Origin of the sequence: Candidatus Spongiisocius sp. (assembly GCF_965221825.1) — a bacterium.
Classification (GTDB): domain Bacteria; phylum Actinomycetota; class Acidimicrobiia; order Spongiisociales; family Spongiisociaceae; genus Spongiisocius.
Genome location: NZ_OZ244917.1, coordinates 3,104,984 through 3,131,827 on the forward strand (window position 1 = coordinate 3,104,984; position 26,844 = coordinate 3,131,827).

A 26,844-nucleotide genomic window follows, 5' to 3' on the forward strand; every position below is an offset into this window, starting at 1 on the left:
TCCCGGCGCTGCCTCCAATGGTCAGGAGGAAGCCCGGCGCCGCCGGCGGTTGGTATCCTGCGCGCCGCTGGTCACGGTCTGTACCCGGCTTCTAGGGTAGAGCCGGGCAGGAGGCTTGCCGGGAAGCGATTGGAGGCGGATTGCAGTCGAGAGCACCGTTCGTGGCGCCCGGTGCCGGAGCCGTTCTGCAGCTCGAGTTGGCGAGGCCGTACCGCGTCATCGTCGCCGGCGACGGCGCCCGGGTGGAGGATTCCACCGGCAAGCGCTATCTGGATGCCATGAGCGGCGGTTCCATGGCGGCCACTCTGGGCCACGGCCGCCGCGACCTCATCGACCTGGTCTGGGAGCAATCAGGTCGGGTCGGATACCTGGACAACAACCGGCTGACCAATCCATGGCAGGAGTCCCTGGCCGCGAAGTTGGTGGCTGTGGCCCCGCCGGGGTTTACGAGGACTCGGTTCGTGACCGGTGGCTCCGAGGCCAACGAGGCCGCCATACGGGCCGCTCGCATGTATCACGTCGCCCGTGGGGAGCCGCAGCGCTGGCAGATCATCTCGCCCGCCCAGGCCTATCACGGGCCCACCATGCAGACCCTCGCCCTCACCGGGAGGCCCGGGTTGCATGGCGCCTTCGGTCCCTACCTCAGCCGTCACCGGCACATCCCTCCTTCCACAGACCGCTTCGACCCGACCGGCCAGGCCGCACTCGACGCGCTGGACGAGGCACTGGAACAGGTCGGTCCCGAGAACGTATCCGCCTTCTTCTGCGAGCCGGTGAGCGCGGCCTCGCTGCCCGCCTACTCGCCCCCGGCCCGGTTCTGGGAGGGGCTGGCCGAGCGCAGGGAGCGGCACGGTTTCCTCATCTGCTTCGACGAGGTCGTGACGGGGATCGGCCGGACCGGTAACTGGTTCGCCGCCAACGACCTCCCGATCGTTCCCGATGTGATCGCGACCGCCAAGGGGTTGGGGGCCGGCTACACCGCCATCGGGGCCGTCCTCTACCGCGATTCCGTGTACGAGGCGATCGCCGCGGCGGTGCGCTCGTTCTCGCTGGGTCACACATGGGACGGTTCGCCGCTGCCATGCGCGGTGGGCCTGGCCGTGCTGGGAATCCTCGAAAACGAAGGCTGGGTCGACCATGTGGCGACACGGGGTCCGGCGCTCCGCCGGGAGTTGGAGGAGGCTCTCTCTGGGAACGACCTCGTCGGGAAGGTACGGGGGCGGGGCTACCTGCTGGGGATCGGTTACGTGGATCCCAGGGACGGCCGCTCCTTCCTTCCCCCCGAACTGGGCGTGGCCGGTCGGATCGAGCGTGCCGCGGCTCGTCACGGCCTCCTGGTACTGGGCACCATGCCGACCCGGGACGGGTTCGCGGGCGACCAGCATCTGTTCGCGCCGCCCTTCCCGACCCCGGACGGCGATCTCGCGGAGATGGTGGATCGGATGGCCGCCGCCGTAGAGGAGGTCGGCGCCGAGGTGAGGGACGAGCTCGGCTCGAGTCTGTCTCCCGGAGGCGGTCCGTCCGCGGGGCTCAGCGTCCTGATCGTCCAGCACGAGGACCCGACCCCGGCCGGGTTCGTCCACGAATGGTTGGTGGACCAGGGCGCCGACGTGGAGACCTACCGCATCGACCTCGAGGACCGCCGCGTCGACCCCACACGTTATGACCTGATCGTCTCGCTCGGCTCGGAGTTCGCCGCCTTCGACGACTCGATTCCGTGGATCGACCGGGAGAAGGACCTCCTGATCGAGGCTCATGGCGCCGATGTTCCGATCCTGGGACTGTGTTTCGGCGGCCAATTGCTTGCCAGGGTCCTCGGCGGCGATTCCTACCGGGGGGAGCTTTCCGAAGTCGGCTGGCTGCCGGTGCGTAGCGTCGACGAGGATCTGGTGCCGCAGGGACCATGGTTCCAGTGGCACTTCGACACCTTTTCGGTACCGCCCGGAGGCGAGCTCATCGCCGACAGCGAGGCCGGACCGCAGGCGTTCGTGGTGGGACGTAGCCTCGGCGTCCAGTTCCACCCGGAGGTCAACCAGGAGATCATGGACGGCTGGGTCGAGGCCTACCGCCACGAACTCGACGACGAGGGGGTCGATCCCGACGCCCTGCTGGAGGAGACCCGCCGGCTTGCCTCCAGATCAAGAGCCGTGGCGGCTCAGTTGCTGGAGCGCTTCGCCGAGGACATAGCGGGTCTGGCTCTGCCGGGACGGGGACGGGACCGACCATGACCGGACCGGCCGTCGACGCCGCCTCCACCAGCGTCTTCCCCAAGTACCTCGACCGGGTCTACCCGAGTGTCGATCGGGGAGAGGGCGTTTGGCTGCTCGCCACCGGAGGCCGGCGCATCCTCGACGCCGTCTCCGGAGGTGCGATGACGGCCGGTCTCGGCCACGGGCTGGGGGAGATCGCGGACGCCGCGCAGGCCGCCATGGGCGACATCGCCTACTACTACGCCCACCACTTCACCAACCATCCCCAGGAGCGGCTGGCGGCTCGCCTGGTGGAGATCGCCCCGGAGATGGCCAAGGTCCGCTTCCTGAGCGGCGGCTCCGAGGCCAACGAGACAGCTCTCCGGCTGGCCCGCCAGTACCACGTGGATCGCGGGGAGGGAAGCCGATGGCGGGTCATCTCCCCGGCCCAGGCCTACCACGGCGGCACCATGGCCACGGTGGCCCTGACCGGCCGCCCCAACTTCCACGCGCCGTTCGATCCGTACCTGTCCGAGCACCTCCATATCCCTCCCTCCACATCGAGGTTCGACCCGACCGGGCAGGCGGCCCTCGACGCGCTGGACGAGGCGATCGAGCAGGCGGGTCCCGAGAACGTCTCCGCCTTCTTCTGCGAGCCGGTCAGCGGGGCGTCCCTGCCCGGCTACTCGCCCCCGGATCGTTTCTGGGAGGGGCTGGCGGAGCGGCGGGATCGCTACGGCTTCCTGGTCTGCTTCGACGAGGTGGTGACCGGCATGGGTCGCACCGGGGGCTGGTTCGCCTACCAGGGCCTGCCGATAACCCCCGACATCGTGACCATCGGCAAGATGCTCGGCGGGGGCTACATGCCGCTGGCCGCCACCATGTGCCGCCGACCGGTGTACGACACCTTGGCGAGCGGCTCGAAGGAGTTCGATCTGGGCCACACCTGGGACGGCGCGCCCCTGAGCTGCGCGGTCGGCCTCGCGGTGCTCGACTATGTGGAACGGCACGACTTGCCCGGTCTGGCCGCCGAGCGCGGGCCGGCCCTGCTCGACCGCCTCCGGACGGCTCTCGAGGGTTACGCGATCGTAGGAGAGGTCCGGGGCCGCGGGTTCCTGCTGGGTGTGGAATACGTGGATCCGCGGGATGGCGCCTCCATACCCCCCGACTCGCTCGGAATCGCCGGACGGATCGACGACTGTGCGATGGAGAACGACCTGCTCGTGATGTCCACCCACCCGAACGCCGATGGTTTTGCCGGGGACCAGACCGTGTTCGCCCCGGCCCTGACGAGCACGGATGAGGAGTTGGCCGAGATGATCGACAGGCTTGCGCGAGCGGTGGGGGAAGTGGACCGGACGGTGACGGATCTCTTGGCGAACGGGGGAGCGATATGACCTGGAATCCTTCCGACGACGGCTTTGTCCTTCTCGGTATGCCGGATGTACACGGTTCCATCCGGGGCAAGGCGTTCCGGCCCGGCGCCTTCCGGTCGGCGGTGGAGAAGGGCACGGTGATGACCGACCTGTGGCTGGGCCTGGACCCGGTGGACATGCCCATCACCGACTACCGGGAGTACGGGATCAACACCGGCGCGCCCGACCTCCTGCTGCAGCCGGACCCCGATACCCTCCGGCCGCTGGCGTGGAGGCCGGGTTGGGGGATCTGCCTGGCCGATCCGAGCTGGCCGGACGGGTCCAGATGCCGGCTGGCGTCCCGCGAAGTGCTTCGAGACATGCTGGCTGATCTGGAGGAACTGGGCTACGAGGTGATGGCCGGCTTCGAGTTCGAGGTCAGGATCTTCGACGGTGCCGGCGAGCCGCTTTCGTCGGGCATCAGCTACAGCCTCGGCGAGATCGGCCGCTTCGACCGGCTGCTGGAGGTGCTGGTCCCGGCCCTCGAGGGACTGGGTGTGAATCTTGAGGCGGTACACACCGAGGCGGGTCCCGGTCTCCTGGAGTTGAACATCTCCGCCCGGCGCGGTCTCCGGGCCGCTGACGACGCCGCCCTGCTCAAGTTCGCGGTCAAGGAGGTGGCGGCCTCTTTGGGCCTCACCGCCAGCTTCCTGGCCAAGACCATGCCGCTCGAGGAGGGTTCGAGCGGCCACGTCCATCTGTCGTTCTGGCAAGGTGACCACAACGCCTTCGCCCCCGGTGAGGACGGCGAGTTCCCTGCTACGTGCATGTCAGCCATAGCGGGCATCCTCGACCATCTTCCGGCCGCCTCCCTCCTGGTGAACCCCACCGTCAACTCCTACAAACGGCTGGTTCCCGGCTATTTCGCGCCCGTGAACGTGAGCTGGGGCGACGAGAACCGGTCCACCTCGGTTCGGGCCATCCGGGGCAACCGCCCGGCCCGCTCCCGTCTCGAGTGCCGCCGCCCCGGCGCCGACGCCAACCCCTACCTGGCGCTGGCGGCTCTGCTGGCTTCGGCGATGATCGGGATACGGGAGGGGGCGTCGCCACCGGCGCCCGAATCAGGAGATGTCTCCGAGCGGGCGGACCTGCCGGCGCTACCCAACTCGCTGGAGAGCGCCCTGAGGGCCTTCCGGTCCGATGCGGCGTTGCAGGAGGCGTTGGGTGCGGAGTTCAGCGGCTACTACGACATATCGAGGGCGTGGGAGCTGCGCGCCTGGCAGGAGAGCGTCAGCGACTGGGAGCGGGAGCGCTACACCAGAGCTGTCTAGGCAGCGCTGCGTCTACCGGAGGTAAATGATGCCCGACACACTCAGGAAACCCGTTGGCGGAGCGCTGTTCGCTTACGCCGTCATCTATACGGCACAGGTCGTCTTCAACACGTTCTACTCCGGCGCGCTCGCTCCAGGCGATGTGTACCGGGTCCTGAACTATCTCACCGCAGTGGGCATCCTGGTATCGGTGGTCGTGGTCTGGACCCGCAAGACGAGGGGCGGATCCGCCGACGCACCGGCGGGCCGGTACCTGGCGGTGCAAGCCGGGTTCTACTGCACCCTCGCCCTCGCCATACTGTTCTTCACGCTCTGGTTCCGGTTGCTCAACCTCGCGGATGGCGAGTCCGTCGGCCAGGCGGACAACGTCGCCTGGTACCTGGTCTCGGTGCTCAACCCGCTGGTGCTCGGGACCGTGGGCGCCGGTCTCTGGAACTCGGCCGGGAAGGGATAGGCGCGAGGCTCAGCCGATCGCGTCCTCGTGGTCAGCGATCGCCCCTGTTCCGCTGGTCCCCCATCGGGGCCTCAGTACCCTCTCGGGCGTCATGGGTACCCGGCTGGCGAGGCCGGGCCGGCCCAGGGCATGTTCTATAGCGGTGGCGATGGCCGCGGCCACTCCCGGGACGCCTCCCTCTCCTGCTCCCTTGACACCCAGCGGGTTGGTGACGGTCGGATCCCGCTCTCCGATGAGGGCGGTCATGGCCGGAGTCTCGGCAAGGGTGGGCAGCAGGTAGTCCATGAACGATCCGCACAAGGGGTTGCCGTCCTCGTCATAGGCGAACTGCTCGTACAGCGCGCCCCCGACGGCTTGGACGGCGCCTCCCTCCATCTGTCCCGCCACCAGCATCGGGTTGATCGCCCTCCCGACGTCGTAGTACAGGATCAGCTGCTCCACTGCCACGTCGCCCGTCTCCCGGTCCACCCGGACCACCGCCAGGTTGGCGCCGCACGGGTAGACCACCCGCTCCGCTTCGAACACCGAGTCCACTGCCAGGCCCGGCTCGGACCGTCCGTACCTGCCGGCCGTCAGCGGATGCAGCCGGGCGGCCGCCTCGAAGATGGACAGGCTGAACTCGGGGGATCCGGACACGAAGACCGAGCCGGCCCGGTACTCCAGGTCCTCTTCGTCCACCTCGAAGTCCACGGCAGCCACCTGCTTGGTGATCCGCACCACCTCCTCGGCGGCTTGCGCGAGGGCGCTGCCGGCGGTGACCGTCGATCGGCTGGCATAGCTGCCGATCCCGTAGGGCGTCCGGTCGGTGTCGAGCAGTTCCACCCGTACCCGGGCATGATCCAGCTCGAGTCGATCCGCCACGATCTGGGCGAGGACCGTGCGGATGCCCTGGCCGACCGAGGAGCATCCCGACCGGACCCGGACCAGGCCGTCGGGATCGACTTCGATCGCGCCGGTCTCCCACGGACCCAATCCCGATTTCTCCATGAACATCGCCACGCCGACCCCGACCTGCTCCCCCGCATCGCGGCGCCGCTCCAGGGCCGGCCAGTCGAACGAGGCGACCAGCCGATCGAGGACGCCGGGGAAGTCGCCGTCGCTGAACAGCATCGGCTCGCCGGTCGAGGACAGCGGGCGGGAATAGGGGATCCGGTCGGGTTTGATCAGGTTGCGGCGCCGCACCTCGACCGGGTCCATGCCGATCTCGGCGGCGTACAGGTCGATGAGCCGCTCCCGCACGAAGCTGGACTCGAACCGGCCGGGGGCTCGATAGGTGCCGGTGGGGGTCTTGTTGGTGACCACGCACCGGGCCGATCCGCGGTACGCCTCCAGGTCATAGGGGCCGGGGATCATAGACAGCGTGAGGTCCGCCACCCGGATGCTGTGGGTGCGGGCGTACGCGCCCATGTCCATGTCGAAGTCCGACGCGATGGCGGTGATCCGGCCGGTTCGGTCACCGGCTATGCGCGCCCGATGGAGCTGCTGGCGGGAGTGATTGGCCGTCAATAGGTGCTCCCGGCGGTCCTCGATCCACGCCACGGATCGGCGCAGCCGGTGGGCTGCCCATACCGCCAGCACATCCTCCGGGTACAGCTCTCCCCGGACGCCGAATCCTCCCCCCACCGCCGTCTCGCGCATGCGGAGACGGCCGGGAGGCATGCCGAGGAGGTCGGCGGTTGTCGCCAGGTTCCAGTGCGGCACCTTGGTCGCTCCATGGACGATGAGCCGCTCGCCGACCGGGTCGAACTCGACCACGATGCCCCGCGTCTCCATCGGCACGCCGCTATGGCGGCCGATCGCCAGCTCGGCCTCGACCACCACGTCCGCCTCCGCGAAGGCACGCCCGGTGTCGCCGAAGCCGGCCTCGAGGGTGGTGACGAGATTCTCCGGCTCGAACAGGCGCCGCTTGGGCCGATCCTCGGCGCCGGCATCCATCATCACCGGGCGGGGGTCGATGTCGGCGAACACCAGCTCGGCGGCGTCTTCCGCCACGTACCGATCCTGAGCGACCACCAACGCCATCGGCTCACCGATATAGCGCAGTCGGTCGTGGGCGATGAGGGGCTGGAGGTAGGGGACCACGGTCTCGTCGAACGACACCCGGGGCGGGATCCGTGGAACGCCTCCGAGCGACTCGCTCAGGTCTTCAGCGGTGTATACCGCCTCCACTCCAGGGAGCCGGCGAGCCTCGGAGCAGTCGATGCCTTGTATCGTGCCGTGGGCGACGGGCGCCCTGACCACCGCCATGGTGAGCATGCCCGGGAGGCGGACATCGGCGACGTAGCGGGCCCGTCCGGCCAGCAGCGGAGGGTCCTCGTGGCGCCGTATGGAGCTTCCGATGCCACCGACAGGCGCCGGCCGCTGGTCTGGGGTCATAGGACGGTAAAGGCCTTGGGTTGGCGCCCGGATACTACACTCCGGCCCTCATGAAACCGGCTCCCTTCGACTACCACCAGGCCCGATCCGTGGCCGAGGCGGTAGCTCACCTGGGCGAGTACGGCTACGAGGCCAAGGTCCTGGCCGGCGGCCAGAGCCTGGTCCCGGCCATGAACTTCCGCCTGGCTCGACCGGCGGTTCTGGTCGACATCAACCCGCTGGACGAGCTCGATTACCTGGAGGAGGACGGCGACACCCTCCGGATCGGAGCGATGGTCCGCCACGTGACCTTCGAGCGACCGGTAACGGAAGGTCCCACCGGCCGCCTCCTTACGATGGCCGCCCACCACGTCGGCCACCTACCGATCAGGGTCAGGGGCACCTTCGGGGGCAGCCTGGCCCACGCCGACCCGGCCGCCGAGTGGTGCGTGATAGCCCTGCTGCTCGATGCCGAGCTGTCGACCCGGAGCCCGTCCGGCGGTCGTGACATCCCTGCCGCCGACTTTTTCCAGACCGTCTTCACCACCGCTCTTGAACCCGAGGAGCTCCTGGTGGAGGCCCGCCTTCCCAAACTCTCCCCGTGCACGCGGATCGGGTTCCAACAGTTCAGCCGCCGGGCCGGTGATTTCGCCCTGACCATGGCCGCGGTGGCGTTCGAGTCCGATGACGGGCGGGTGGGCAACGCCCGGATCGCGCTTGGTGGGGTGAGCGATCGCCCGCTTCGAGCCGCCGATGCGGAGCAGGCTCTGGAGGGCCAGCCGGCCACGGAGGAGTCATTCCGGGCCGCCGCCGAGATCGCCGCTCTCGAGATCGACGCCATCGGCGACATCCACGGGTCGGCCGATTACCGGCGCGACCTGGTGCGCGCCCTGACCCGACGAGCTCTTGAGCAGGCGATCGCCGCGTGATCCCGTGGATCGGGCAGCCGCTCCCGCGCTTCGAGGATCCACCGCTGCTCACCGGAGAGGGCAGGTTCGTCGCCGACCTCACCCAGGACGCCTCCTTCCTGAGGTTCGTCCGTAGTCCGGTCGCCCACGGCCGGATCATTTCCATCGAGGCGCCCGAGCGGGTCACGGCGTTCACCTCCGACGACCTCAGGGAAGTGCGTCCCATCCGGCCGTTGCTCCACCGGCCGGATTTCCACCCCATCGAGCAACCGGTGCTGGCTTCCGGCAAGGTCCGCTTCGTGGGCGAGCCGGTGGCGGTGGTAGTGGCAGGCACCCTGGAGGAGGCGGAGGACGCCGCCGAGCAGGTCTTCGTGGACATCGAGTCGGAAGACCGGGTGATCAGCGCCCCCGACGCCCTCCGCCCAGGCGCGCCGGCCGTGCACGACCACCTGGAGACCAACGTGGTCGTAGACGCCCGCTTCGAGACCGAGCGGGTGGACGAGGTCTTCGCCGACGCTGCCGAGGTGGTGGAGTTCGATCTACGATCCCGGCGCCAGAACGCCCTCCCCCTGGAGGCCCGAGGCTCCGTCGCCTCCTACGACCCCCGGACCGGGCGGACCACACTTACCGCCTCCGTCCAGTCGCCGCATGTGGTCCGCACCGTCCTGGCCGACCTGCTCGGTATGCCCGAGTCGGACCTGAGGGTGGTGGTCCCCGATGTGGGAGGGGCATTCGGGCAGAAGTTCTGCCTGGCGCCCGAGGACGTGGTGACGGCTTGGGTGGCGAGACGGCTCCGGACCACGGTGTCGTGGGTGGAGGATCGGCGCGAGAACCTGATGTCCTCCTTCCACAGCCGTGATCATCACTACCGCGTCCGAGGCGCCTTCGACGCGGACGCCCGGCTGCTGGCGGTGGACGCCGACCTGGTGTGCAACATCGGCGCCTACTCCTGCTACCCGGTCACCTGCGGGGTGGAGCCCTTGATGGCGCTGGCCGAATTCCCGGGGCCCTACGACTTCCGTACCTACCGGGTCCGGTCCCGAGGCGTCACCACCAACACCTGCCCGATGGCGCCCTACCGGGGGGTGTCGAGACCGGTGATAACCCTGGCCATGGAGCGCCTGCTGGATCTGGCGGCGGTCCGCCTCGGGATCGAGCCCGCCGAGATCAGGCGCCGCAACCTGATATCGGAGTTCCCCTACACCTCGGCCACCGGCCTGGTGTATGACGAGGGTTCCTACGTGGAGTCCCTGGACAGGGCCGTCGAGGCGATCGGCCTGGAGGACTTCCGGGGTCGCCAGGCGGCGGCGCGGTCGGAGGGCCGCTACCTCGGGATCGGTTTCTCCGTGTTCTCGGAGCGCACCGGCTACGGGACATCGGCCTTCGCCGCCCGGAGCATGGACGTGACGCCCGGATACGAGACCGTGGACCTGGCCATGGACCCGTCCGGCAACGTGGAGGCCCGGTTGGGCGCCTCCCCGCACGGCCAGGGTCTGGAGACCACCCTGGCGCAGCTGATCGGGGACGAGTTGGGAGTGGAACCGGCTCGGGTCCGGATCGTTCACGGTGACACCGACCGCACGCCGTACGGCTGGGGCACGTTCGCCAGCCGGTCCCTGGTCATCGCCGGGGGAGCGGCCCGCCTGGCGTCCGACCGCCTGCGCTCCAAGCTGGCCGCCATCGCCTCCTCGGAGTTGGAGGCGGCGCCCGAGGACATCGTCATCCGGGCGGGCCGGGCGACCGTGGCGGGTACGGATGCCGGGATCGACGTGGCCGAGCTGGCCCGCCTCGCCTACCACTCCAGCCACCGCCTGGCCGCCGGGATGGATCCTGGCCTCACGGCCACGGCCACCTACGATCCTGCCGGAACCTTCTCCAACGCCTGCCATGTCGCAACGGTGGAGGTGGACCCGGAGACGGGCGGGGTCCGGGTGGATCGGTTCGTGGTGGTGGAGGACGCCGGGCGCCTCATCAACCCGATGATCGTGGACGGGCAACTCCACGGTGGGGTCACCCAGGGGATCGCCGGCGCCCTGTACGAGGAGATCCGTTACGACGAGGAGGGGAACATCCTCACCACCTCGCTCATGGACTTCCTGCCTCCCACCCTGGCGGAGGTCCCCACCATCGAGATCCACCACCTCGAGACCATCTCCGATGCCACCATCACGGGCGCCAAGGGCTTGGGAGAGGGGGGCACGATCGGCGCCCCGGCCGCAGTCATCAACGCAGTCGCCGACGCGCTCCGTCCCCTCGGGGTCCAGATCGCCGAGGCGCCGGTAACCCCGTCCCGGCTGCGTAGGCTGGTAAGGGAGAGCGAGAGGATTCCCGCATGAGCGAGCGAACCAGGGTCGAGGTGACCCTTGCGGTCAACGGCAGGACCTACCGGGTCCGGGTAGAGCCCAGGCGCACCCTGGCCGACACGCTGCGAGACGATTGCGGCCTCACGGGCACCCATCTGGGCTGCGAGCACGGCGTGTGCGGAGCCTGCACGATCCTGGCCGAAGGCCAACCGGTCCGGTCCTGCCTGATGTTCGCCGTCCAGTGCGAGGGCATGGACCTCCGCACGGTGGAGGACCTGGCCGACGGCGATGCGCTCCATCCGATCCAGCAGGCCTTCTGGGATAACCACGGGCTCCAGTGCGGCTTCTGTACTCCGGGGTTCCTGATGCTGTCGGCCGGGTACCTGGAGCAGAATCCCGATCCGGACGAGGACGAGCTCCGGGCGGTGCTGTCGTCCAACCTGTGCCGCTGCACCGGTTACCAGAACATACTGAAGGCGGTCCGCCAGGCCGCCGAGGTCATGCGAGGATGAGTTATGTCGGTAGCTCGGTCAGGAGGATCGAGGACCGACCCCTACTGACAGGCGAGGCTAGGTTCGCCGCCGACCTGTCCCTTCCCGGCCAGCTGCACATGAGGGTGGTGCGTTCGCCGGTGGCCCACGGCCGGCTGCTGGAGATCGACACTTCGGATGCGCGCGCCATGGATGGGGTGGAGGCCGTCTGGACCCGCGAGGACGTCCGGGAAGTGCCGCCGATCGACTTCCGCATGGCCTGGGTGGAGGGCTTGGAGCGGTTCCGCCAACCCGTGCTCGCCGCCGGCCGCGTTCGCTACGTGGGCGAGCCGGTCGCGATCGTGCTGGCCGAGGATCCGTACCTGGCGGAGGACGCCGCCGAGCTGGTCTTCGCTGGTATCGAGGAACTCGATCCGGTGGTGGATCCGCTGGCGGCCGGGCCGGCGGCCACCGAGACGACCGTCGTGGAGAAGGCCTACGGGGACCTCGATGCGGCTTTCGGGGACGCTCCGGTGGTCGTGGAGATGGAACTGGCGGTGGGGAGGCACTCCGGGGTGCCCATGGAGACCCGGGGAGCGCTGGCTTGCTACGACCCGTTGAGATCGGTGCTGGAGATGTTCGGCGCCGCCAAAGTGCCCCACCACAACCGGGCGGCCATAGCCTCCATGCTCTGCCTTCCACTCGGGTCGGTCGCGCTCCGGGAGGGTCATGTGGGAGGGGGGTTCGGGATCAGGGGAGAGCTCTATCCCGAGGATGTGCTGGTATGCCTCGCCGCCCTCCGGCTCGGGCGCCCTGTCCGCTGGGTGGAGGACCGCCGGGAGCACATGCTGGCCGCCAACCACTCCCGTGACCAGGTTCACCGGATAAAGGCGGCGGTGGATTCCGACGGCCGGATAAGGGGCGTGATCGACGAGTTCTGGGTGGATCAGGGGGCCTACCTGCGGACCCATCAGGTGACGGTCACGGAGCTGACCACCTCCATGCTCCCGGGACCCTACGCCTGGCCCGCGTACCGGAGCCGCGGTCATGTGATGCTCACCAACAAGACCCCTTGCGGCACCTACCGTGCCCCCGGCCGCTACGAGAGCACCTTCGTGCGCGAGCGGCTGGTCGACGTCATTGCCCACCGGCTAGGTCACGACCCGTCCGAGGTTCGCCGCCGCAACCTGGTCCCGCCCGAGCGCATGCCCTTCGAGCGGGGGATCGCCGCGCTGGGTACCGAGGTGACCTACGACTCCGGCGATTACCCGGGTCTGCTGGATCGGACCCTCGAGTACCTGGAATACGAGCAGCTGACCGCCGACCTCGCACGGAGGCGGTCGGAAGGCGAGCGGGTGGGCCTCGGAATGGGGTTCTTCGTGGAGAAGAGCGGCCTTGGGCCGTTCGACGGGGTAAGGGTCACCGTGGACGAGGCGGGGCAGGTGCTGGTTGTCACCGGCGTGGCATCGATCGGCCAAGGCGTCGAAACGGTGCTGGCGCAGGTGTGCGCCGACGCGCTGGGCGTGGGAATCGAATCGGTGCAGGTGCGCCACGGCCAGACCGATGACCTCGCCTACGGGATGGGCGCCTTCGCCAGCCGGGTCACCGTCATGTCCGGTTCAGCAACCTTGATCGCCGCCCGGCGAGTGCGGCGCAAGGCCTTCGAAGTGGCGGCTTCGGCACTGGAAGCCGATCCGGATGACCTCGCCATCGACCGGGGCCGGGTGTTCGTCCGGGGCTCGCCGGGCGGGCCGGCCATCACGCTGGGCGAGGTGGCCCGGAGGCTCCGTCCCGGCCTGACCGGCGGGGAGCCCGGCCTGACCGCCGAGGGCTGGTTCATGGTGGACCACATGGTCTATCCCTATGGCGTCCACGCGGCGGTAGTCCGGGTGGATCCCGAATCCGGCCGCGTTGACGTGGAACGGCTGGTGGTGGCCTACGAGGTCGGCAAGGCGGTCAATCCCGAGTTGGTCCACGGCCAGATCGCGGGCGGCGCCGCCCAGGGCATCGGGGGCGCCCTGCTCGAGGACTTCGCCTACGACGAATCCGGCCAACCCCTGGCGGCCACGTTCATGGACTACCTGATGCCCACCGTGGCCGAGATGCCGGACGTGGAGGTGCTGCTGCTCGAGGAAGCACCCAGCCCGGCCAATCCGCTCGGCGTGAAGGGAGCCGGTGAGGGGGGTATCACCGCGGTGGGGGCGGCCGTCGCCAACGCCGTGGCCGAAGCGCTGGGCCGTCCCGAGCAGGTGACCCGCCTGCCGCTGGGACCCGAGCGGGTCCGCCGCATCGCCACGCGCACTGCCTGAGGAAGCTCAGCTTCGTCCTAACGGCCGTTCGGCGATCATCGCTTCCTCGTCGAAGACGGCTCGGTTGGAGTGGAACACCTCGCCCGGCTGCCGGCCGTAGGGCCACTCCAGGACCATCCGATGCTGCGGCTCGGTCTGGGAGGTTGGATTATCGCCACCCTTCAGGTCTCCCTCCGACCGAAGCTTTCGAAGCAGGCCGAGCACGTTGCCGGAGCCCGCATACCCGTGCCGTCGGAGCCAGCAGCCCACCACGGTCCCGGTCCGCCCGCTGCCTCCCCAGCAATGCACGTAGACGGTGCAGCCGTCTCGGAGGTGGTGGTCGATCACGTCGAGGGTCGCGATCAGGTCCTTCGATGTCACGTCATTGTCGGCAATGTCGCGGCGTACCACCGTCGCGTGCCGTTCGGCCGCCCGGATGTCGTAACGATTCATCTTGCAGTCGGTGCCGCCCGGATAGTCCTGGGTCAGGTTGACGAACAGGTTGATACCGGCGTCGAGGAGCTTGCCCACCTTGTCATTCCGGGGATCGGGGTTGGGGTACGCGCCGGCCGCGAACCGGCCCGGTATCACCCATTAGGACCGATCGGTCGGCCCCATCTGCCCACCGCCGGCCAGGTCCATGTCCATGAACCGGCCTTCGGAGGATGCGGCGGCGCCTTCGTGCAGGTTCAGCAGGGCGGGAACCGAGGCCATGAGGCGGTCGTGGTATTCGAGCTCGGTTCGCCAGCGGGAGGGTATGGCGTCCGCTCCATGGAGCACCCCCAGCAGCCCGCCGGCGATGCGGCTCTCGACTCCGACCATCAACTCCTCGGGTCTATAGGGCGGTCAGGCTGAGCGCCGGGAGGTGGCGTGGTACTTGCGTCTCCGCGATGGTGGTGCTCACCGGTTCCTCTGTCCGTGCGACAGGGCCACCGCGGCGTGCAGGGCCGTGCCGGTGATCATTGCTTCCTCGTCGAAGACGGCTCGGTTCGAGTGGAGCCCGGCTGCGCGGCCCGGTTCAAGCTCGGGAGGGCAGGCTCCGAGGAAGGACATGGTTCCGGGGACTTCCTGGAGCACGTAACCCCAGTCCTCGGCGCCCATTATCGGCGAGTCCATCCATACCACCCGGTCGTCGCCCAGCGTGTCCCGGGCCACCGTGTCCACCCAGGCTGTGTGGTCGGGGTCGTTGACGGTCACCGGATATCCCATGTTGATCTCGACGTCAGCCTCCACGCCGTGGGCTGCCGCGATGTTCGGGACCACCCGGTTGATCAGGGAGTGGAGCTGGCTGCGGGTGCTGTCGGAAACGGCCCGCATCGTTCCGACCAGCAGGGCGGTCTCGGGGATCACGTTGTGGGTGGTCCCAGCGGCGACGGTGGCGAAGGTGATGACGCCCGGATCGAAGACGTTGATCCGGCGGGTGATGGCCGTCTGGGTGGCCAGGACGATCTCCGCCGCCACCGGAATCGGGTCGTAGGAGAGATAGGGGGCCGAGGCATGGCCTCCCTTGCCCCGGATCGTGACGCGTACTTCGTCGTCAGATGCAAGTTGCGGACCCTTGCGGTGGAGCACCATGCCGGTGCGCGTCCAGGTGTTTACGTGGATGGCGAATGCGCCGGAGGGACGGTCCTCCACCGTGTCCAGCAGACCCTCTTCGAGCATGAACCGCGCCCCGGCGAAGCCCTCCTCGCCGGGCTGGAACATGAACAGCACCGTTCCGGCCACGTCGGACCTCATCGAGGACAGCAACCGGGCCGCCCCCACCAGCATCGCCGTGTGCAGATCGTGCCCGCAGGCGTGCATGAACCCGTCGTGGCGGCTGGAGAACTCCAGGCCGGTCTCCTCGGTCACGGGCAGGGCGTCCATGTCGGCCCGGAGCAGCGTTACCGGGCCGGACTGTTCACCCTCGAGCACCGCCACGATCCCGCTCGTGGTGTCATGGAGCACGATGTCGAGAGGCAGGCCTTCCAGCGCCTCGAGCACGATCCGGCGGGTCTCCGGGAGGTGGTTGCCCCGCTCGGGGAATCGATGGAGCCGCCGCCGCAGGTCGACTAGGTCCGGGAAGAGGGGCTGGGCGGCTGCTCGGAGTTCGGGCACGACGGTGGATGCTAACCGCTCTCCGAGAGTGCGTCCGTCCGAGCCATAAGATGGGCGGGCGGCACGGAAGGGAGATCGAGGGTGATCGTCGACGGGCACGTCCACATATCCGACGACCCGGAGCCGATCCGGGGCTGGCCTCCGTTCACCGCCGACCACCTGGTTGCTCTCATGGACGAGGAACTCCCGATCCCGGGAGGCCCCAGGGTGATCGACCGCGCCGCGGTGATGCCCATGTTGAGCACCACCCAGCGGATCGATCTCAGCTTCCGCGAGCAGCACCGCACCGTGATCGAGGCGGTCCGCAATCACCCGGACCGGATCGTGGGGACCTTCATGCTCAACCCGCATCTAGGCGTCGACGCCGGCCTGGCAGAATTGAGGCGGCTGGTGGCCGAGGACGGCTTCCGGATGGTGAAGCTCCATCCCACCGCCCACGCCTACTGGCCCAAGGCGCGGGACTTCACCTATCCGGTGCTGGCGGAGGCCGCCCGGCTGGACATTCCGGTGCTGATCCACACCGGTGATCCGCCCTTCTCGGTTCCCGCCATGATGGAGCCGCTGGCTACCGACCATCCGGACACCACCGTGATCCTCGCCCATCTCGGAACGCAGAAGACCGGGTATGCCGACGACGCCATCAACGTGGCACGTCACTGCGACAACGTCTACCTCGAAACCGGGTGGGGGCACCAGCCGAGGGTTGCGGAGGCAGTCCAGGCGATCGGGGCGGGGCGTCTGGTGTTCGGGAGCGATTGCCCGGTACAGGACCCCTACAGCCAGCTCCGCGTCATCGAGACGCTCACCAGGGATGGTCCGCTCGGGATCAACCTGAGCCGGTCCGATATGGAAGCCATCATGGGGAACAACCTGGCCCGCCTCCTGCGCCTCTGAACTCTCCGATGGGACGATTCCTCTATCCAGGCCGAACGGGAGGCGCCGTCAATGCAGGACGGATCCTCCGTTCACGGCGATCAGCTGGCCGGTCACGAAGTCCGAGTCCGCGGACGCCAGATAGACCATCGTGCCGGCTAGGTCATCCGGCGTCTCGGCCCGGGGGAGCGCCCGCCGGGCGATGCTCCGCACGGCGGCATCACCACCGAGCAGTAGGGCCGATTCGGTCTCGGTGAAGCCGGGCGCCACCGCGTTCACGCGGATCCCGTCCGGACCCAGTTCGTGGGCGAGCGCGCGGGTCAGTGCCCACACCGCCCCCTTCGAGCTCACGTAGTGGGCCATTCCGGGCACCCCCGACAGCACCACATCGGAGGACATGTTGATGATCTTCCCGTACCCGGCCTCCCGCATATCGCCGGCTACGGCTCGGACCATCAGCCACATGCCCTTTACGTTGACGGCCATCGTCCGATCCCACTCCGCCTCGGTGATCCTGTCGAATGGCTGGCGGCGGAGGTTCGCCATGTCAGCGGCGTTGTTCACCAGGATGTCGATCCTCCCGATGGTCTGCCGCGCGCGGTCGGCCATCCGGGCCACGCTGGCCGAATCCGCCACGTCGGTGCGGATCGCCAGCGCCCGACCGCCATCACTGTTGATGGAATCGGCAACCTCCCGAGCCCGGTCCCGCTGGATGTCGGCGATGATCACCGTGGCCCCTTCCCCGGCATAACGCTCGGCCACGCACCGTCCGATCCCCTGGGCCGCTCCCGTCACGACGGCCGCACGCCCCTCCAGCGCACCGCCCGCCGCCGTCATATGGCGGTCCATCCGCCGTCGTGGGTCATCACCGCCCCGCTGACGAACCGGGAGGCATCGCAGGCCAGGTAGAGCACCAGGGGAGCGAGTTCGTCAGCGGTCGAGGCTCGTTGCAACGGCACCCGCTCGTGGAGGGTGCGCTGGAGTCGGGCCTCCTGTTCGGGCGTGGCGAAGTTGCCGGCTCGCTTGCTCAGGTTGGTGCCGAGGTGCCAGCCGGGAGCCACGGCGTTGGCGCGCAACCCGAACTCCCCGTAGTCGGCCGCGGTCTGGAGAGTGAGCCCGATCATGCCTGCCTTGGAGGCTGCGTACCCGGCCTGGGAGATCACATCCGGATGGAAACCCCGCATCCCGAGCACCGAGGCGATGTTCACTATGGACGGGCTGTCGGTGGCCAGCATCATCGGGATCAGGGCCCGGGTGCAGAGGAAGGCGCTGCGGAGGTTGACCGCGATCACATCGTCCCATTCCTCGACGGGGATGTCGGCCACCCGTCGGGACGGCGGGGAGTTGCCGGCGTTGTTGATCAGCACGTCCACGCCCGGGCCGGTCTCCGCCACCCGCTCGGCCATCGCATCGACTGCGGCCGCATCCGCCACATCGCACTCGATCGCCCAGGATCGGCCGCCGGATCCTGCCACCAGCGAGGCGGTCTCCTCGGCGGCGGCCCGATCGATGTCCACCGGAATGGCCTCCGCTCCCGCCTCAGCGAGAATCCGGCAGAAGGCCCTGCCGAACCCACCACCCCCGCCGGTCACCACTGCCCGCCGGCCGGCCATTGAGAATCGCTCGTCGATCATGGTGAACACCTTCTTGCCCGTGCCGGGGCCGATCCTAGGAGACCGGCCGGGAACGGACCGGTTCAGGCTCTCCTACGCACCACAGGCGCCTGCGCGGGGCGGGCCCGATCGCCCCGACGACATGGCCACCGGAGCGGTGCGCAATCGCTGCTCCCTCCTCCGGCGGTCGCCGCGGTGAGGATCGAACCGCCGGATGTGGTATTCTCTCCTGCGATCCGGCTGATATGTCGGTTGGTGGGTTCGCAGACGGGTGTTGGTTCTTCCAGTCATCGTGAACCAAACCCGAGACCGCCCTTTCTTCATCGCCTATCGAGGCGCCACCGAACCCCTGAGTAGCCCGCGTTGCGCGGGTCAAGGAGACCAATGCCCCCCACATTCGCCCAGCTGGGCGTACCCAAACCCATCGACCGCGCCCTAGCTCGGCGCGGCATCACCCGACCGTTCGAGATCCAGACAGCCACTCTGGCCGACGCAATGGCGGGCCGCGACGTGTGCGGTCGCGCTCCCACCGGCTCGGGCAAGACACTGGCCTTCGGGATTCCCCTCGTGGCCAGAGCCCGCCGTGCAGAACCCCGCAAGCCGAACGCGCTCGTACTGGCCCCGACCCGCGAACTCGCCGATCAGATCATGTCCGAGCTTCGCTCCTTCTCAGGGAAGGTGCGCGTGGCGGTCGTGTACGGTGGCGTGGGCTACGGCCCCCAGATCAGGGCCCTCCGCGGCGGTGCCGACATACTGGTGTCGTGTCCGGGCCGCCTCGAAGATCTGATCCAGCAAGGTTTCGCCGACCTCTCCGCGGTCGAGATCGTCGTCATAGACGAGGCCGACCGCATGGCGGACATGGGGTTCATCCCCGCCGTCCGGCGCCTGCTCGATCAGACCACCACGAAGCGGCAGACGATGTTGTTCTCCGCCACGCTGGACAATGACGTTGCCTCACTCACCCGTGACTACCAGCATCACCCCGTGCGGCACGACGTGGGAAAGGGGACTCGTGACGTCGTCCAGGCGGACCATGTGTTCTGGAACGTGGCCAGGACGAACCGTATCGAGGTCAGTGCCCGCGCGATCGATGCCACGGGACCCACGATCGTCTTCTGCCGAACCCGCCGTGGCTCTGATCGGGTAGCCCGTCAACTCAGTCGAAAAGGCATATTGACCGCAGCGATCCACGGCGGGCGGAACCAGAACCAACGCACCAGGGCGCTGAACGACTTCGCCTCCGGAAGGGTGCAGGCGCTGGTCGCGACCGATGTTGTCGCACGAGGCATCCATGTCGAGGATGTCAGCGCCATCATCCACTACGACCTTCCGGCCGATCACAAGGCCTATCTACACCGATCAGGCCGCACGGCCCGAGCCGGCAGGGATGGCATCGTGGTCTCGCTCGTTCCACCCGATCAGGTCAAGGAACTCCGAGCCATGCAACGCCGGCTGGGACTGCGGCAGCAAGTCACCGATGTGGACCTCACCGCCATCCAACCGCTCGACGGAAAAGCTCGCCGGCGCAAGCCCCGCGGGGCTCCTTCCGGTCCGAGCCGGCAACCTACGGTCCGCGGGAGGCAGCACGGAAGTCCGGGACGTCCAGCCAGCAAGAATGGGTCCCGGAAACCGCGCAGCAACCACAAAAGGAAGGCATCCAAGAGTCGCAACAAGCGTGCGCCGGCCGGAGCGAGACACTGACCTGAGCCCGGCCGACGTGTCCGGCTCGCGAAGGTCTCATCGGGCCGGCCGCCCAGCTTGCGTCCGGAGCGGTCACCTCTACCGACCGGTGGTCCCATAGCGAACGGCATCCGGACGCCAGGGCTAATCTCATGGTGAGGGCGGCCGGCCGCGGCCGCCTCTCATGTCCACACCAGTGAGTCGAGATCGGAGAAACATGGCATCCAAGCAGCCGCGCTTCGGGGTACGCGTCACGTGTGCAGGTCCCTTGTCGGGAGTTGACGCACTCCACCGCTCCTCGGTGGAGGCCGACCGTCTCGGTTTCGACACCCTCTGGGTCCATGACTATTTCGTCTGGAACCGGTTGCTCGATTCGGTGCACATCTCGTGCGGTTCGCGGGAGACCTTCTGGGAAGCCTCGGCGCGTGACGACTACCAGCCCCTGTTCCTCGAGTCGATAACCAATCTCGCCTACATCGCCGGCATAACCGAGAACATCCGCCTCGGTCTGGCGGTCCTATGCCTCCCGTACCGGGAAGCGTTGGGAACGGCCAAGCAGATCGCCAACGTCGACGTCCTGAGCAACGGCCGGCTCGAGCTGGGTGTCGGTCAGGGCGCCCCGTTGAGCACCCACAATGTCGAGTTCGAGGTAATGGGAATCTCGCGAGGGACCAAGGTCCGCCACACGCGCGAAGTCTTCGAGGCGATGCGCGAGGTCTGGACCAAGGACAAGGCCACCTTCCGCGGCGAGTTCAGCAGCTTCGAGGACGCCGAGGTCTATCCAAAACCGGTTCAGAAGCCGTATCCACCGATCTGGATCGGCGGTTCGGCGGAGAAGTCGCTGGAGATGATCGCTGACTACGCCGACGGGTGGCTGTCATTCTGGATCACCCCGCCCCAGTTCCCGGCTGCGATAGCGGATATCCATCGGCGCATGGAGGCGAGGGGTCGCGATCCTGAGAAGTTCACCGCCGGCACCGAGATCCAGGTGTACCTGGCCGACACGACGGAGCAGGCACGGGCCGAGGCGGAGCCGACGATGCTGGCCTTCGAGGAGGGCTATGCGGGGACCACCGGCCATCACCTCTCGCCAGAAGAGCGCACCGACACGCTGGATGCCATCTGGGCGGCGTCGCTGATCGGCTCACCCGATGACGTGAGCGAGGAGATCGGCCGCTACATCGAGTCGGGCTGCACCGCCTTCGAGATGAAGTTCATCTACCACACGGTGGACCACCTGATCGAGCAGTGGACGCGTTTCCAGGAGGAGGTCGCCCCTAACTTCGCCTAGGTCCTGAATCGTCGGTTCGCGGGGTTTGTGGCCAGGTGGACGGCGCACCGCCGACCCGGTCCGGACCGTTACTTCCGGCCTGGACCGTTGCCCGGCGATAAGGGGGTTGAAACTGTCACACGCCCGCTATAGGTTGTTGGATTACCGTAATTACCAGCGGTCCGGCACCGACGTCGACCGGGTCGTGTGAGGGATCAAAACCGTTCGAGACGCCCCGTTGAGGCATAGCGGGCCGCGCTCGGACCAAGGTGGTGGCGGAGGGGGAGGGCCCAGCGGGTGGGGTGTGGCGGTGCGATTTTTCGCGTTCTTTCGCGACGCAGAACGCTACGAGCATGCCGAAAAGAGACGGGGATGGGTCGGCAGGCCACGCCTCGGCCTCGGTTCTGGCTTCGGGTACGGGGCCGACCGATAGTTGTCAGTACCGCTCCTACCGACCCGGACTCGGGGGTCGGCGCGCAGGCTCCGGTGCTCGCCCCCAGCATGAGCGGTCAGGCGGATACCGGGGGGACGAACTGTCCGTATCCGGGCGCCGCGGTCACCACTCCGTCGCGGGCCACGATGGCGCCCCTGACGGTGGTCACGACAGGAATCCCCTTGAGGGTCTGACCTTCGTATCCGGAGTATCCGGCCTTGGAGAGCACCTCCTCTCGGGTGACGGTGTGCTCGGCGTTGTAGTCGATCACCACCAGGTCGGCATCCGATCCCACCTCGATGGTGCCCTTGCGCGGGTAGAGGCCGAAGCGTCGGGCCGGATTGTGCGAGCCGATCCGCACCACGTTGTCCAGGGAGATCAGCCCCCGGTGGGATGCATCGAGCAGCTTCATCAGGTAGTGCTGGAGTTGCGGGGTCCCGGTGGGGGTGGCCCACATGTTCTCCCAACCGGTGGCCTTCTCTTCCAGGGTGTGGGGGGCATGATCGGTCCCCAGCACGTCGATGGTGCCGTCGGCGATTCCCTCCCAGAGTGACTCCCTCCACTCCGGTTTGAGGCACCGCCCGATGGCCAGAGGGCCCATGTGGGCGATCTCGTCCCAGTCGCTGTGGAACAGGCCGAAAGCGTTCACCTCGGCCGTGACGTCCTGCCCGTCAGCCTTGGCCCGGCGGATCAACTCCACGGTCCGGTCCGACATCATGTGCAGCACGTGCAGCGGCCCGCCCACGCCACGGTTGAGCTCGATCAGGGTGGCCACCCCGCTGTTCCACACCATCCCGTCATACATCCATTCGGCTTTCGAGTAGGACTCGGGGTCCATCTTGCCGGCGTCGAAATGAGCGTGTTCGATCAGTCCCAGCACGGCCTGGTCGTTGGGATGGACCAGCAGCGGCCGGCCGGTCGCGCCCACCGCCTCCATGATCCGGACCAGGTCGTCGTGACGGTGGACACCCAGGCCGGGCATGTGCGGGTAGCTGCGGGCGGTGTCGACCACCATGAAGACCTTGAACCCGAGCGCGCCCATCTCCGCCATCTCGGCCACCATCTCCACGTTGGTGGGGGAGGGGTTGTGGTTGAAGTCGACCACGGCCCGCCCGGACTGGTCATCGATGAGGCGCCGGAAGCGGTCCGGAGTAGTGGTGGGCGGGTCGACGTTGGGCATCCCGACTGTGGTGGTCACTCCGCCGACGGCTGCTCCCCGGGTGGCGCTGGTGATGTCTTCCTTGTGGGTGAAGCCGGGGTCCCGTTGGTGGGTGTGGGTGTCGATCAAGCCGGGGATCACCAGCCGATCGGTGGCGTCTACGACCTCGGTAGCGTCCACCGCGCCGACCCCGCTCGGCCGCAACTCGACGATCTGCTCTCCCCGTACCAAGATGTCCGTCCGTTCGGCGAATCCTCGGGCGGTCCAGACGGAACCACCGACTACGGCGAGATCGAATGCGGGCATACCTAGCTCCTTGGCGGTCCGTCGGGATTTGATCCCCACCCTAATTTCCGGGCGGGTCCTCCATCTGCTCGGCTTCGGCCGCCCGGATCAGTTCCACCAGGCGCTGGGGGGTGATCGGCAGCTCGTTGATCTCGATCCGTAGCGGCCGGAGTGCGTCGGCGATGGCGTTGGCGATCGCGCCGGGAGCGGAAGCTGTCGAGCCTTCCCCGGCTCCTTTCACACCCAGGGTGTTGAGCGGGGTGGGGTGGGGGCGGTGGATGACCTCGATGTCGGGAACGTCTGCTGCGGTGGGTAGCAGGTAGTCGATGAACGTTCCGGACAGGAGCTGGCCGCCTTCGTCGTACACCGCCTCCTCGAGGAGGGCGTTGCCGATCCCGTGGGCTACTCCACCGTGTTGCTGGCCGTCCACCACCATCGGGTTAAGCACCGTGCCGCAGTCGTCCACCACCACGTAGCCGGTCACGGTCACCACGCCTGTCTCCCGGTCCACCAACACCGACGCGAGGTGGGTGCCTGATCCGAAGGTTACGGTCGGAGGCACGTACTCGTCCTCGGCGCGCAGCCGAGCGCCGGCCCCCGTACCGGCGGCGCGGTCCGCGGTGGCCGTGGCCAACTCGGCGAAACTCAGGGAGATGCCGGGTACGCCTCTGGGACCCACATAGCCATCCCGGATGATGAGATCGGCGGGGTCGCATTCGAGCATCTCCGACGCCAGATCGAGTATTCGCCGGCGCAGCTCGACCGAGGCGCCGTGGACCACGGTGCCCGCCGTGACCGCGCTACGGCTTCCGAAGGTGCCTCCTCCCCGCTCCAGGAGTCCCGTGTCTCCGAAGCGAGTCTCGATCCGGTCGTACCGAACGCCGAGGGCCTCCCCGGCCACCTGGGCGAGGGTGGTGGCGTGGCTCTGGCCGTGCGGGTTGGACCCGCAGGTAAGGACAACCGTCCCCGAGTTATCGATCTCGACGCGGGCAGTCTCGTGAGGACCCAGTCCGGTGGCTTCCACATGCGACGAGACTCCGATGCCGTGGGCGAGATTACTCCCTGCGGCCTCGCGTTGCCGCCGGCGCTCTCCCCAGTAGTCGAAGGCCTCGAGAGCGGTCCGGAGCTGGTCGGGAAAGTCGCCGGAGTCGTACACCATCGGTGCCCCGTCCCGGTACAGCATGCCCATGTCACGCGGCATTTCCCGGGCCGGAATCAGGTTGCGGCGGCGCAGTTCAGCCGGGTCGACGCTGAGATCGACGGCGGCCATGTCCACCAGCCGATCGAGCACGAAGGTGGCCTCGGGGCGACCGGCGCCCCGCACCGGCGTGTTCCGGGTCTTGTTGGTGAGGACGCAGAGGCCGGTCACGTCGAAGTGATCTATGGCGAACTGGCCGCGGGCGTGGGAGGCGATGTTGAAGGGGAGGGTGAGCCCGAACAGGTTGGCCGAACCGCAGTCCTGGACGATGCGCATCTCGAGGGCCCGGAAGCTCCCCGATGTGTCGTACGCCAGCAACGCGTCGATGATCTGATCCCGGGAATGGCGGGCGTTGGCCAGGTTCTCGCGGCGGTCCTCCAGCCACCGTACGGGTTGGCCGAGCAGGCGGGCCGCGAACGCCACCAGCAGTTCCTCCGCATAGACACCCCCGCCGAAGCTTCCGCCCATGTCGGGCGCGACCACCCGGAGGTCTTCCTGCGGGCATCGGAGGAACTCGGCCACATAGGCGCGGAGGATGTGGGGAATCTGGGTCGAGGACCAGACCGTCAGGGGCTCGTTACCGGTGGCTGGTACCCCGACCGCGCCCCGGTTCTCGATGGGTGACCCCACCGATCGCCCGATGCGGAACCGGCCGCTCACTTTCCGGTCCGCCGCCTCGACGGCACTCCCGGGATCTCCGACGATGATGTGGAAGGAGGCTTGGACGTTTCCCGGCACATCGGAAACCACCAGGTCGCTCCCCGGCGCCATCGCCCGGAGCGGGTCGACGATCGGTTCCAGCGGTTCGTAGTCCACATCCACCAATTCGGCGGCGTCCTCGGCGGCCTGGCGGTCGGTGGCTATCAGGAACGCCACCGGTTCGCCCATCCGCGACACGCGATCCTGGGCAAGGATCGGCTCTCGATACGGTCCGAGGAACACCTGATGGCGCTCCATGAAGGCGGGAGTCAACGAGTAGAACTGTCGGGTCAGGGCAGGTTCGACCCCCACCAGATCATCGGCGGTCAGCACCGCCACCACGCCGTGGGCGGCCAGCGCCTGGCTCGCGTCCACCGACAGGATGCGGGCCCGGGCGAAGGGACTGCGGACGACTATCGCATCAAGCAAGCCCTCAAACGCCATGTCTGCCATGTACCGGGCCTGACCTCGCAGGAGCCGGCCGTCCTCGCGGCGGGGCAGGGCCTTCCCGATCTGCCTCATCGGGCCGCCTGCCGCTCGACGAGGTCCATCACGGCGGCCACGATGTTGTGGTACCCGGTGCAGCGGCACAGGTTGGAGGACAACCGCTGCCGGATGGAGTCGGGGTCAGCCTCCGGCTCCTCCCCCAGATACTCGATGGTGGTCAGCAGGAATCCCGGGGTACAGAAGCCGCACTGGAGAGCATGGTGGTCGGCGAAGGCCTGCTGTACCGGGTGCAAGGGCTCTCCTTCAGCCGCCAGACCCTCCACTGTGGTCACCGACCTGCCATGGGCCTGGACCGCCAACAACGTGCAGGAGCGGGCCGTCCTGCCATCGATGAGCACCGTGCAGGCGCCGCATACTCCGTGCTCGCACCCGAGGTTGGTCCCGGTGAGGCCCAGCTGGTCCCGCAACATTCCGGCCAGGGTCTGGCGGGACTCAACCTGCGCCGCCACCTCGGCGCCGTTAACCGTCAAGGTGATGCCGTGAAGGTCTGAGGTCACTGTGATGCCACCGCGCGGTTATAGGCGCGCCGCACGGCCCGACGCACCAGCGCCAGGGCCAGGTGCTGTTTGTATTCCACGCTTCCATGCAGGTCGGCCACCGGTTCGGTCTCGGAGGCGGCCGCTTCGCAGGCAGCGTCCAAGTCCGGGCCGGACAGGGCCGTACCTGCCAGCAGCGCCTCGGCGCGGTGCGCCCGGATCGGGGTCGAGGAGGCGCCCGCCAGCGCAATCCTGGCGCCGGCAATCGCCTCGCCGGCTACCGACACCCTGGCCGCCACGCCGACCACCGCGAAATCCCCGTGCCTCCTCGCCACCTCTTCGAATGCGGTGCCGGTGCCCGTCCCCGGCATGTTCAGCCGGACGCCGGTCACGATTTCGTCGGGGGCCAGGCAACTGGTCATCCATCCGGTGGCAAAGCCGTCCGCCGCCACGTCGCGACTGCCCCGCGGTCCGGTCACCATGATCCGTCCGTCCATGGCGAGCGCGACGGCGAGCCACTCGGCGGCGGGATCGGCGTGGGCGAGGCTTCCGCCGACCGTGCCGACGTTGCGGATGGCGACGTGGCCCAACACGTCCAGGGCTTCGCGCAGCATGTCGCACCGGGAGGTGATCCGGTGGTCCAACTCGATGGTCCGATGGGTGACCATGGCGCCGATGGTCAGGCGGTCACCGGCGAGCTCGTGGCGGCCGAGCGCCTCGATTCTCCCGAGATCGACCAGCACTGCGGGCCGGACCAGGCGGAACGCCATCAGCGGCAACAGGCTCTGGCCACCCGCCAGGATCTTGGCCGAGTCGCCGTGCTCGCCGAGGAGTGAGAGCGCCTCCTCGAGCGAGTCGGGCGCGAAGTAGCTGAACGGCGCCGGTACCACCGACCTACACC

General features: G+C 68.3%; 21 protein-coding genes. 11 read left to right on the forward strand and 10 right to left on the reverse strand.

All coding sequences use genetic code 11. From position 1 onward, the window contains the following. Nucleotides 1-140: 140 nt before the first annotated feature. The 4 genes from ACOQPD_RS14310 to ACOQPD_RS14325 are packed head-to-tail and all read left to right on the forward strand — an operon-like array spanning nucleotide 141 to nucleotide 5,329. On the forward strand, nucleotides 141-2,228 hold the full coding sequence (locus ACOQPD_RS14310) for an aminotransferase class III-fold pyridoxal phosphate-dependent enzyme (RefSeq protein WP_420612635.1): 2,088 nt from the start codon (nucleotides 141-143) through the stop codon (nucleotides 2,226-2,228). Further along, nucleotides 2,225-3,586 (forward strand): aspartate aminotransferase family protein, encoded by a 1,362-nt coding sequence (locus ACOQPD_RS14315; RefSeq protein ID WP_420612636.1) that lies wholly within the window; start codon nucleotides 2,225-2,227, stop codon nucleotides 3,584-3,586. The genes ACOQPD_RS14310 and ACOQPD_RS14315 overlap by 4 nt, the downstream gene beginning before the upstream one ends. Then, nucleotides 3,583-4,875, forward strand: a complete 1,293-nt coding sequence (locus ACOQPD_RS14320; protein WP_420612637.1) for a glutamine synthetase family protein — start codon at nucleotides 3,583-3,585, stop codon at nucleotides 4,873-4,875. Before ACOQPD_RS14315 ends, ACOQPD_RS14320 begins: the two co-directional genes overlap by 4 nt. A 28-nt stretch (nucleotides 4,876-4,903) precedes the next feature. Continuing rightward, nucleotides 4,904-5,329 (forward strand): hypothetical protein, encoded by a 426-nt coding sequence (locus tag ACOQPD_RS14325; protein WP_420612638.1) that lies wholly within the window; start codon nucleotides 4,904-4,906, stop codon nucleotides 5,327-5,329. 9 nt (nucleotides 5,330-5,338) lie between these two features. Here the strand turns inward: ACOQPD_RS14325 and ACOQPD_RS14330 are convergent, their stop codons facing one another. Further along, nucleotides 5,339-7,705, reverse strand: coding sequence for a xanthine dehydrogenase family protein molybdopterin-binding subunit (locus ACOQPD_RS14330; protein WP_420612639.1), 2,367 nt, complete (start codon nucleotides 7,703-7,705; stop codon nucleotides 5,339-5,341). Between the two features lie 50 nt (nucleotides 7,706-7,755). On the opposite strand from ACOQPD_RS14330, the gene ACOQPD_RS14335 reads away from it, so the two are divergent. The 4 genes from ACOQPD_RS14335 to ACOQPD_RS14350 are packed head-to-tail and all read left to right on the forward strand — an operon-like array spanning nucleotide 7,756 to nucleotide 13,674. Beyond that, nucleotides 7,756-8,613: an FAD binding domain-containing protein gene (locus tag ACOQPD_RS14335; RefSeq protein ID WP_420612640.1), complete on the forward strand. Its 858-nt coding sequence runs from the start codon at nucleotides 7,756-7,758 to the stop codon at nucleotides 8,611-8,613. Next, the gene (locus ACOQPD_RS14340; RefSeq protein WP_420612641.1) at nucleotides 8,610-10,928 is read left to right on the forward strand and encodes a xanthine dehydrogenase family protein molybdopterin-binding subunit; all 2,319 of its coding nucleotides are present in this window, start codon (nucleotides 8,610-8,612) and stop codon (nucleotides 10,926-10,928) included. Before ACOQPD_RS14335 ends, ACOQPD_RS14340 begins: the two co-directional genes overlap by 4 nt. Beyond that, a complete protein-coding gene (locus tag ACOQPD_RS14345) occupies nucleotides 10,925-11,407 on the forward strand; it encodes a (2Fe-2S)-binding protein (RefSeq protein WP_420612642.1) in 483 nt (160 codons plus the stop codon). The genes ACOQPD_RS14340 and ACOQPD_RS14345 overlap by 4 nt, the downstream gene beginning before the upstream one ends. Continuing rightward, nucleotides 11,404-13,674: a xanthine dehydrogenase family protein molybdopterin-binding subunit gene (locus ACOQPD_RS14350; protein WP_420612643.1), complete on the forward strand. Its 2,271-nt coding sequence runs from the start codon at nucleotides 11,404-11,406 to the stop codon at nucleotides 13,672-13,674. The genes ACOQPD_RS14345 and ACOQPD_RS14350 overlap by 4 nt, the downstream gene beginning before the upstream one ends. A 6-nt stretch (nucleotides 13,675-13,680) precedes the next feature. Here ACOQPD_RS14350 and ACOQPD_RS14355 read toward each other — a convergent pair whose 3' ends face one another. The 3 genes from ACOQPD_RS14355 to ACOQPD_RS14365 form a co-directional block, all read right to left on the reverse strand. Next, a complete protein-coding gene (locus ACOQPD_RS14355) occupies nucleotides 13,681-14,244 on the reverse strand; it encodes a protein-tyrosine phosphatase family protein (protein WP_420612644.1) in 564 nt (187 codons plus the stop codon). Nucleotides 14,245-14,247: 3 nt separating this feature from the next. After that, nucleotides 14,248-14,475 carry a hypothetical protein gene (locus ACOQPD_RS14360; protein WP_420612645.1) on the reverse strand — a complete coding sequence of 76 codons (228 nt, stop codon included), beginning with the start codon at nucleotides 14,473-14,475 and terminating at the stop codon, nucleotides 14,248-14,250. 78 nt (nucleotides 14,476-14,553) lie between these two features. Beyond that, nucleotides 14,554-15,750 carry a M20 metallopeptidase family protein gene (locus ACOQPD_RS14365; protein WP_420612646.1) on the reverse strand — a complete coding sequence of 399 codons (1,197 nt, stop codon included), beginning with the start codon at nucleotides 15,748-15,750 and terminating at the stop codon, nucleotides 14,554-14,556. Nucleotides 15,751-15,831: 81 nt separating this feature from the next. Here ACOQPD_RS14365 and ACOQPD_RS14370 point away from each other — a divergent pair, with 81 nt between their 5' ends. Then, entirely contained in the window at nucleotides 15,832-16,644 is an 813-nt protein-coding gene (locus ACOQPD_RS14370) for an amidohydrolase family protein (RefSeq protein WP_420612647.1), read from the forward strand. 48 nt (nucleotides 16,645-16,692) lie between these two features. Here ACOQPD_RS14370 and ACOQPD_RS14375 read toward each other — a convergent pair whose 3' ends face one another. Both ACOQPD_RS14375 and ACOQPD_RS14380 read right to left on the reverse strand, forming a co-directional pair. Next, nucleotides 16,693-17,460 carry an SDR family NAD(P)-dependent oxidoreductase gene (locus tag ACOQPD_RS14375; protein ID WP_420612648.1) on the reverse strand — a complete coding sequence of 256 codons (768 nt, stop codon included), beginning with the start codon at nucleotides 17,458-17,460 and terminating at the stop codon, nucleotides 16,693-16,695. Next, nucleotides 17,457-18,257 (reverse strand): SDR family NAD(P)-dependent oxidoreductase, encoded by an 801-nt coding sequence (locus tag ACOQPD_RS14380; RefSeq protein WP_420612649.1) that lies wholly within the window; start codon nucleotides 18,255-18,257, stop codon nucleotides 17,457-17,459. The genes ACOQPD_RS14375 and ACOQPD_RS14380 overlap by 4 nt, the downstream gene beginning before the upstream one ends. Before the next feature lie 363 nt (nucleotides 18,258-18,620). Here ACOQPD_RS14380 and ACOQPD_RS14385 point away from each other — a divergent pair, with 363 nt between their 5' ends. Further along, a complete protein-coding gene (locus ACOQPD_RS14385; RefSeq protein WP_420612650.1) occupies nucleotides 18,621-19,937 on the forward strand; it encodes a DEAD/DEAH box helicase in 1,317 nt (438 codons plus the stop codon). Nucleotides 19,938-20,133: 196 nt separating this feature from the next. Beyond that, nucleotides 20,134-21,207 carry an LLM class flavin-dependent oxidoreductase gene (locus ACOQPD_RS14390; RefSeq protein WP_420612651.1) on the forward strand — a complete coding sequence of 358 codons (1,074 nt, stop codon included), beginning with the start codon at nucleotides 20,134-20,136 and terminating at the stop codon, nucleotides 21,205-21,207. 488 nt (nucleotides 21,208-21,695) lie between these two features. Here ACOQPD_RS14390 and ACOQPD_RS14395 read toward each other — a convergent pair whose 3' ends face one another. Genes ACOQPD_RS14395 through ACOQPD_RS14410 form a run of 4 tightly spaced genes read right to left on the reverse strand, consistent with a single transcriptional unit; the run spans nucleotide 21,696 to nucleotide 26,833 of the window. Beyond that, entirely contained in the window at nucleotides 21,696-23,084 is a 1,389-nt protein-coding gene (locus ACOQPD_RS14395; protein ID WP_420612652.1) for a dihydroorotase, read from the reverse strand. A 40-nt stretch (nucleotides 23,085-23,124) separates the two neighbouring features. After that, the gene (locus ACOQPD_RS14400; RefSeq protein WP_420612653.1) at nucleotides 23,125-25,482 is read right to left on the reverse strand and encodes a xanthine dehydrogenase family protein molybdopterin-binding subunit; all 2,358 of its coding nucleotides are present in this window, start codon (nucleotides 25,480-25,482) and stop codon (nucleotides 23,125-23,127) included. After that, nucleotides 25,479-25,970, reverse strand: a complete 492-nt coding sequence (locus ACOQPD_RS14405) for a (2Fe-2S)-binding protein (protein WP_420614397.1) — start codon at nucleotides 25,968-25,970, stop codon at nucleotides 25,479-25,481. Before ACOQPD_RS14405 ends, ACOQPD_RS14400 begins: the two co-directional genes overlap by 4 nt. Continuing rightward, nucleotides 25,961-26,833, reverse strand: a complete 873-nt coding sequence (locus ACOQPD_RS14410; RefSeq protein ID WP_420612654.1) for an FAD binding domain-containing protein — start codon at nucleotides 26,831-26,833, stop codon at nucleotides 25,961-25,963. The genes ACOQPD_RS14405 and ACOQPD_RS14410 overlap by 10 nt, the downstream gene beginning before the upstream one ends. Nucleotides 26,834-26,844 lie beyond the last annotated feature (11 nt).

Coding starts and splice junctions, on each gene's coding strand:
- ACOQPD_RS14325 (WP_420612638.1), top strand. CDS start 4,904: ATGCCCGACACACTCAGGAAACCCGTTGGCGGAGCGCTGTTCGCTTAC.
- ACOQPD_RS14375 (WP_420612648.1), bottom strand. CDS start 17,460: ATGACGGCGGCGGGCGGTGCGCTGGAGGGGCGTGCGGCCGTCGTGACG.
- ACOQPD_RS14360 (WP_420612645.1), bottom strand. CDS start 14,475: ATGGTCGGAGTCGAGAGCCGCATCGCCGGCGGGCTGCTGGGGGTGCTC.
- ACOQPD_RS14385 (WP_420612650.1), top strand. CDS start 18,621: ATGCCCCCCACATTCGCCCAGCTGGGCGTACCCAAACCCATCGACCGC.
- ACOQPD_RS14395 (WP_420612652.1), bottom strand. CDS start 23,084: ATGCCCGCATTCGATCTCGCCGTAGTCGGTGGTTCCGTCTGGACCGCC.
- ACOQPD_RS14330 (WP_420612639.1), bottom strand. CDS start 7,705: ATGACCCCAGACCAGCGGCCGGCGCCTGTCGGTGGCATCGGAAGCTCC.
- ACOQPD_RS14345 (WP_420612642.1), top strand. CDS start 10,925: ATGAGCGAGCGAACCAGGGTCGAGGTGACCCTTGCGGTCAACGGCAGG.
- ACOQPD_RS14335 (WP_420612640.1), top strand. CDS start 7,756: ATGAAACCGGCTCCCTTCGACTACCACCAGGCCCGATCCGTGGCCGAG.
- ACOQPD_RS14350 (WP_420612643.1), top strand. CDS start 11,404: ATGAGTTATGTCGGTAGCTCGGTCAGGAGGATCGAGGACCGACCCCTA.
- ACOQPD_RS14315 (WP_420612636.1), top strand. CDS start 2,225: ATGACCGGACCGGCCGTCGACGCCGCCTCCACCAGCGTCTTCCCCAAG.
- ACOQPD_RS14390 (WP_420612651.1), top strand. CDS start 20,134: ATGGCATCCAAGCAGCCGCGCTTCGGGGTACGCGTCACGTGTGCAGGT.
- ACOQPD_RS14320 (WP_420612637.1), top strand. CDS start 3,583: ATGACCTGGAATCCTTCCGACGACGGCTTTGTCCTTCTCGGTATGCCG.
- ACOQPD_RS14380 (WP_420612649.1), bottom strand. CDS start 18,257: ATGATCGACGAGCGATTCTCAATGGCCGGCCGGCGGGCAGTGGTGACC.
- ACOQPD_RS14400 (WP_420612653.1), bottom strand. CDS start 25,482: ATGAGGCAGATCGGGAAGGCCCTGCCCCGCCGCGAGGACGGCCGGCTC.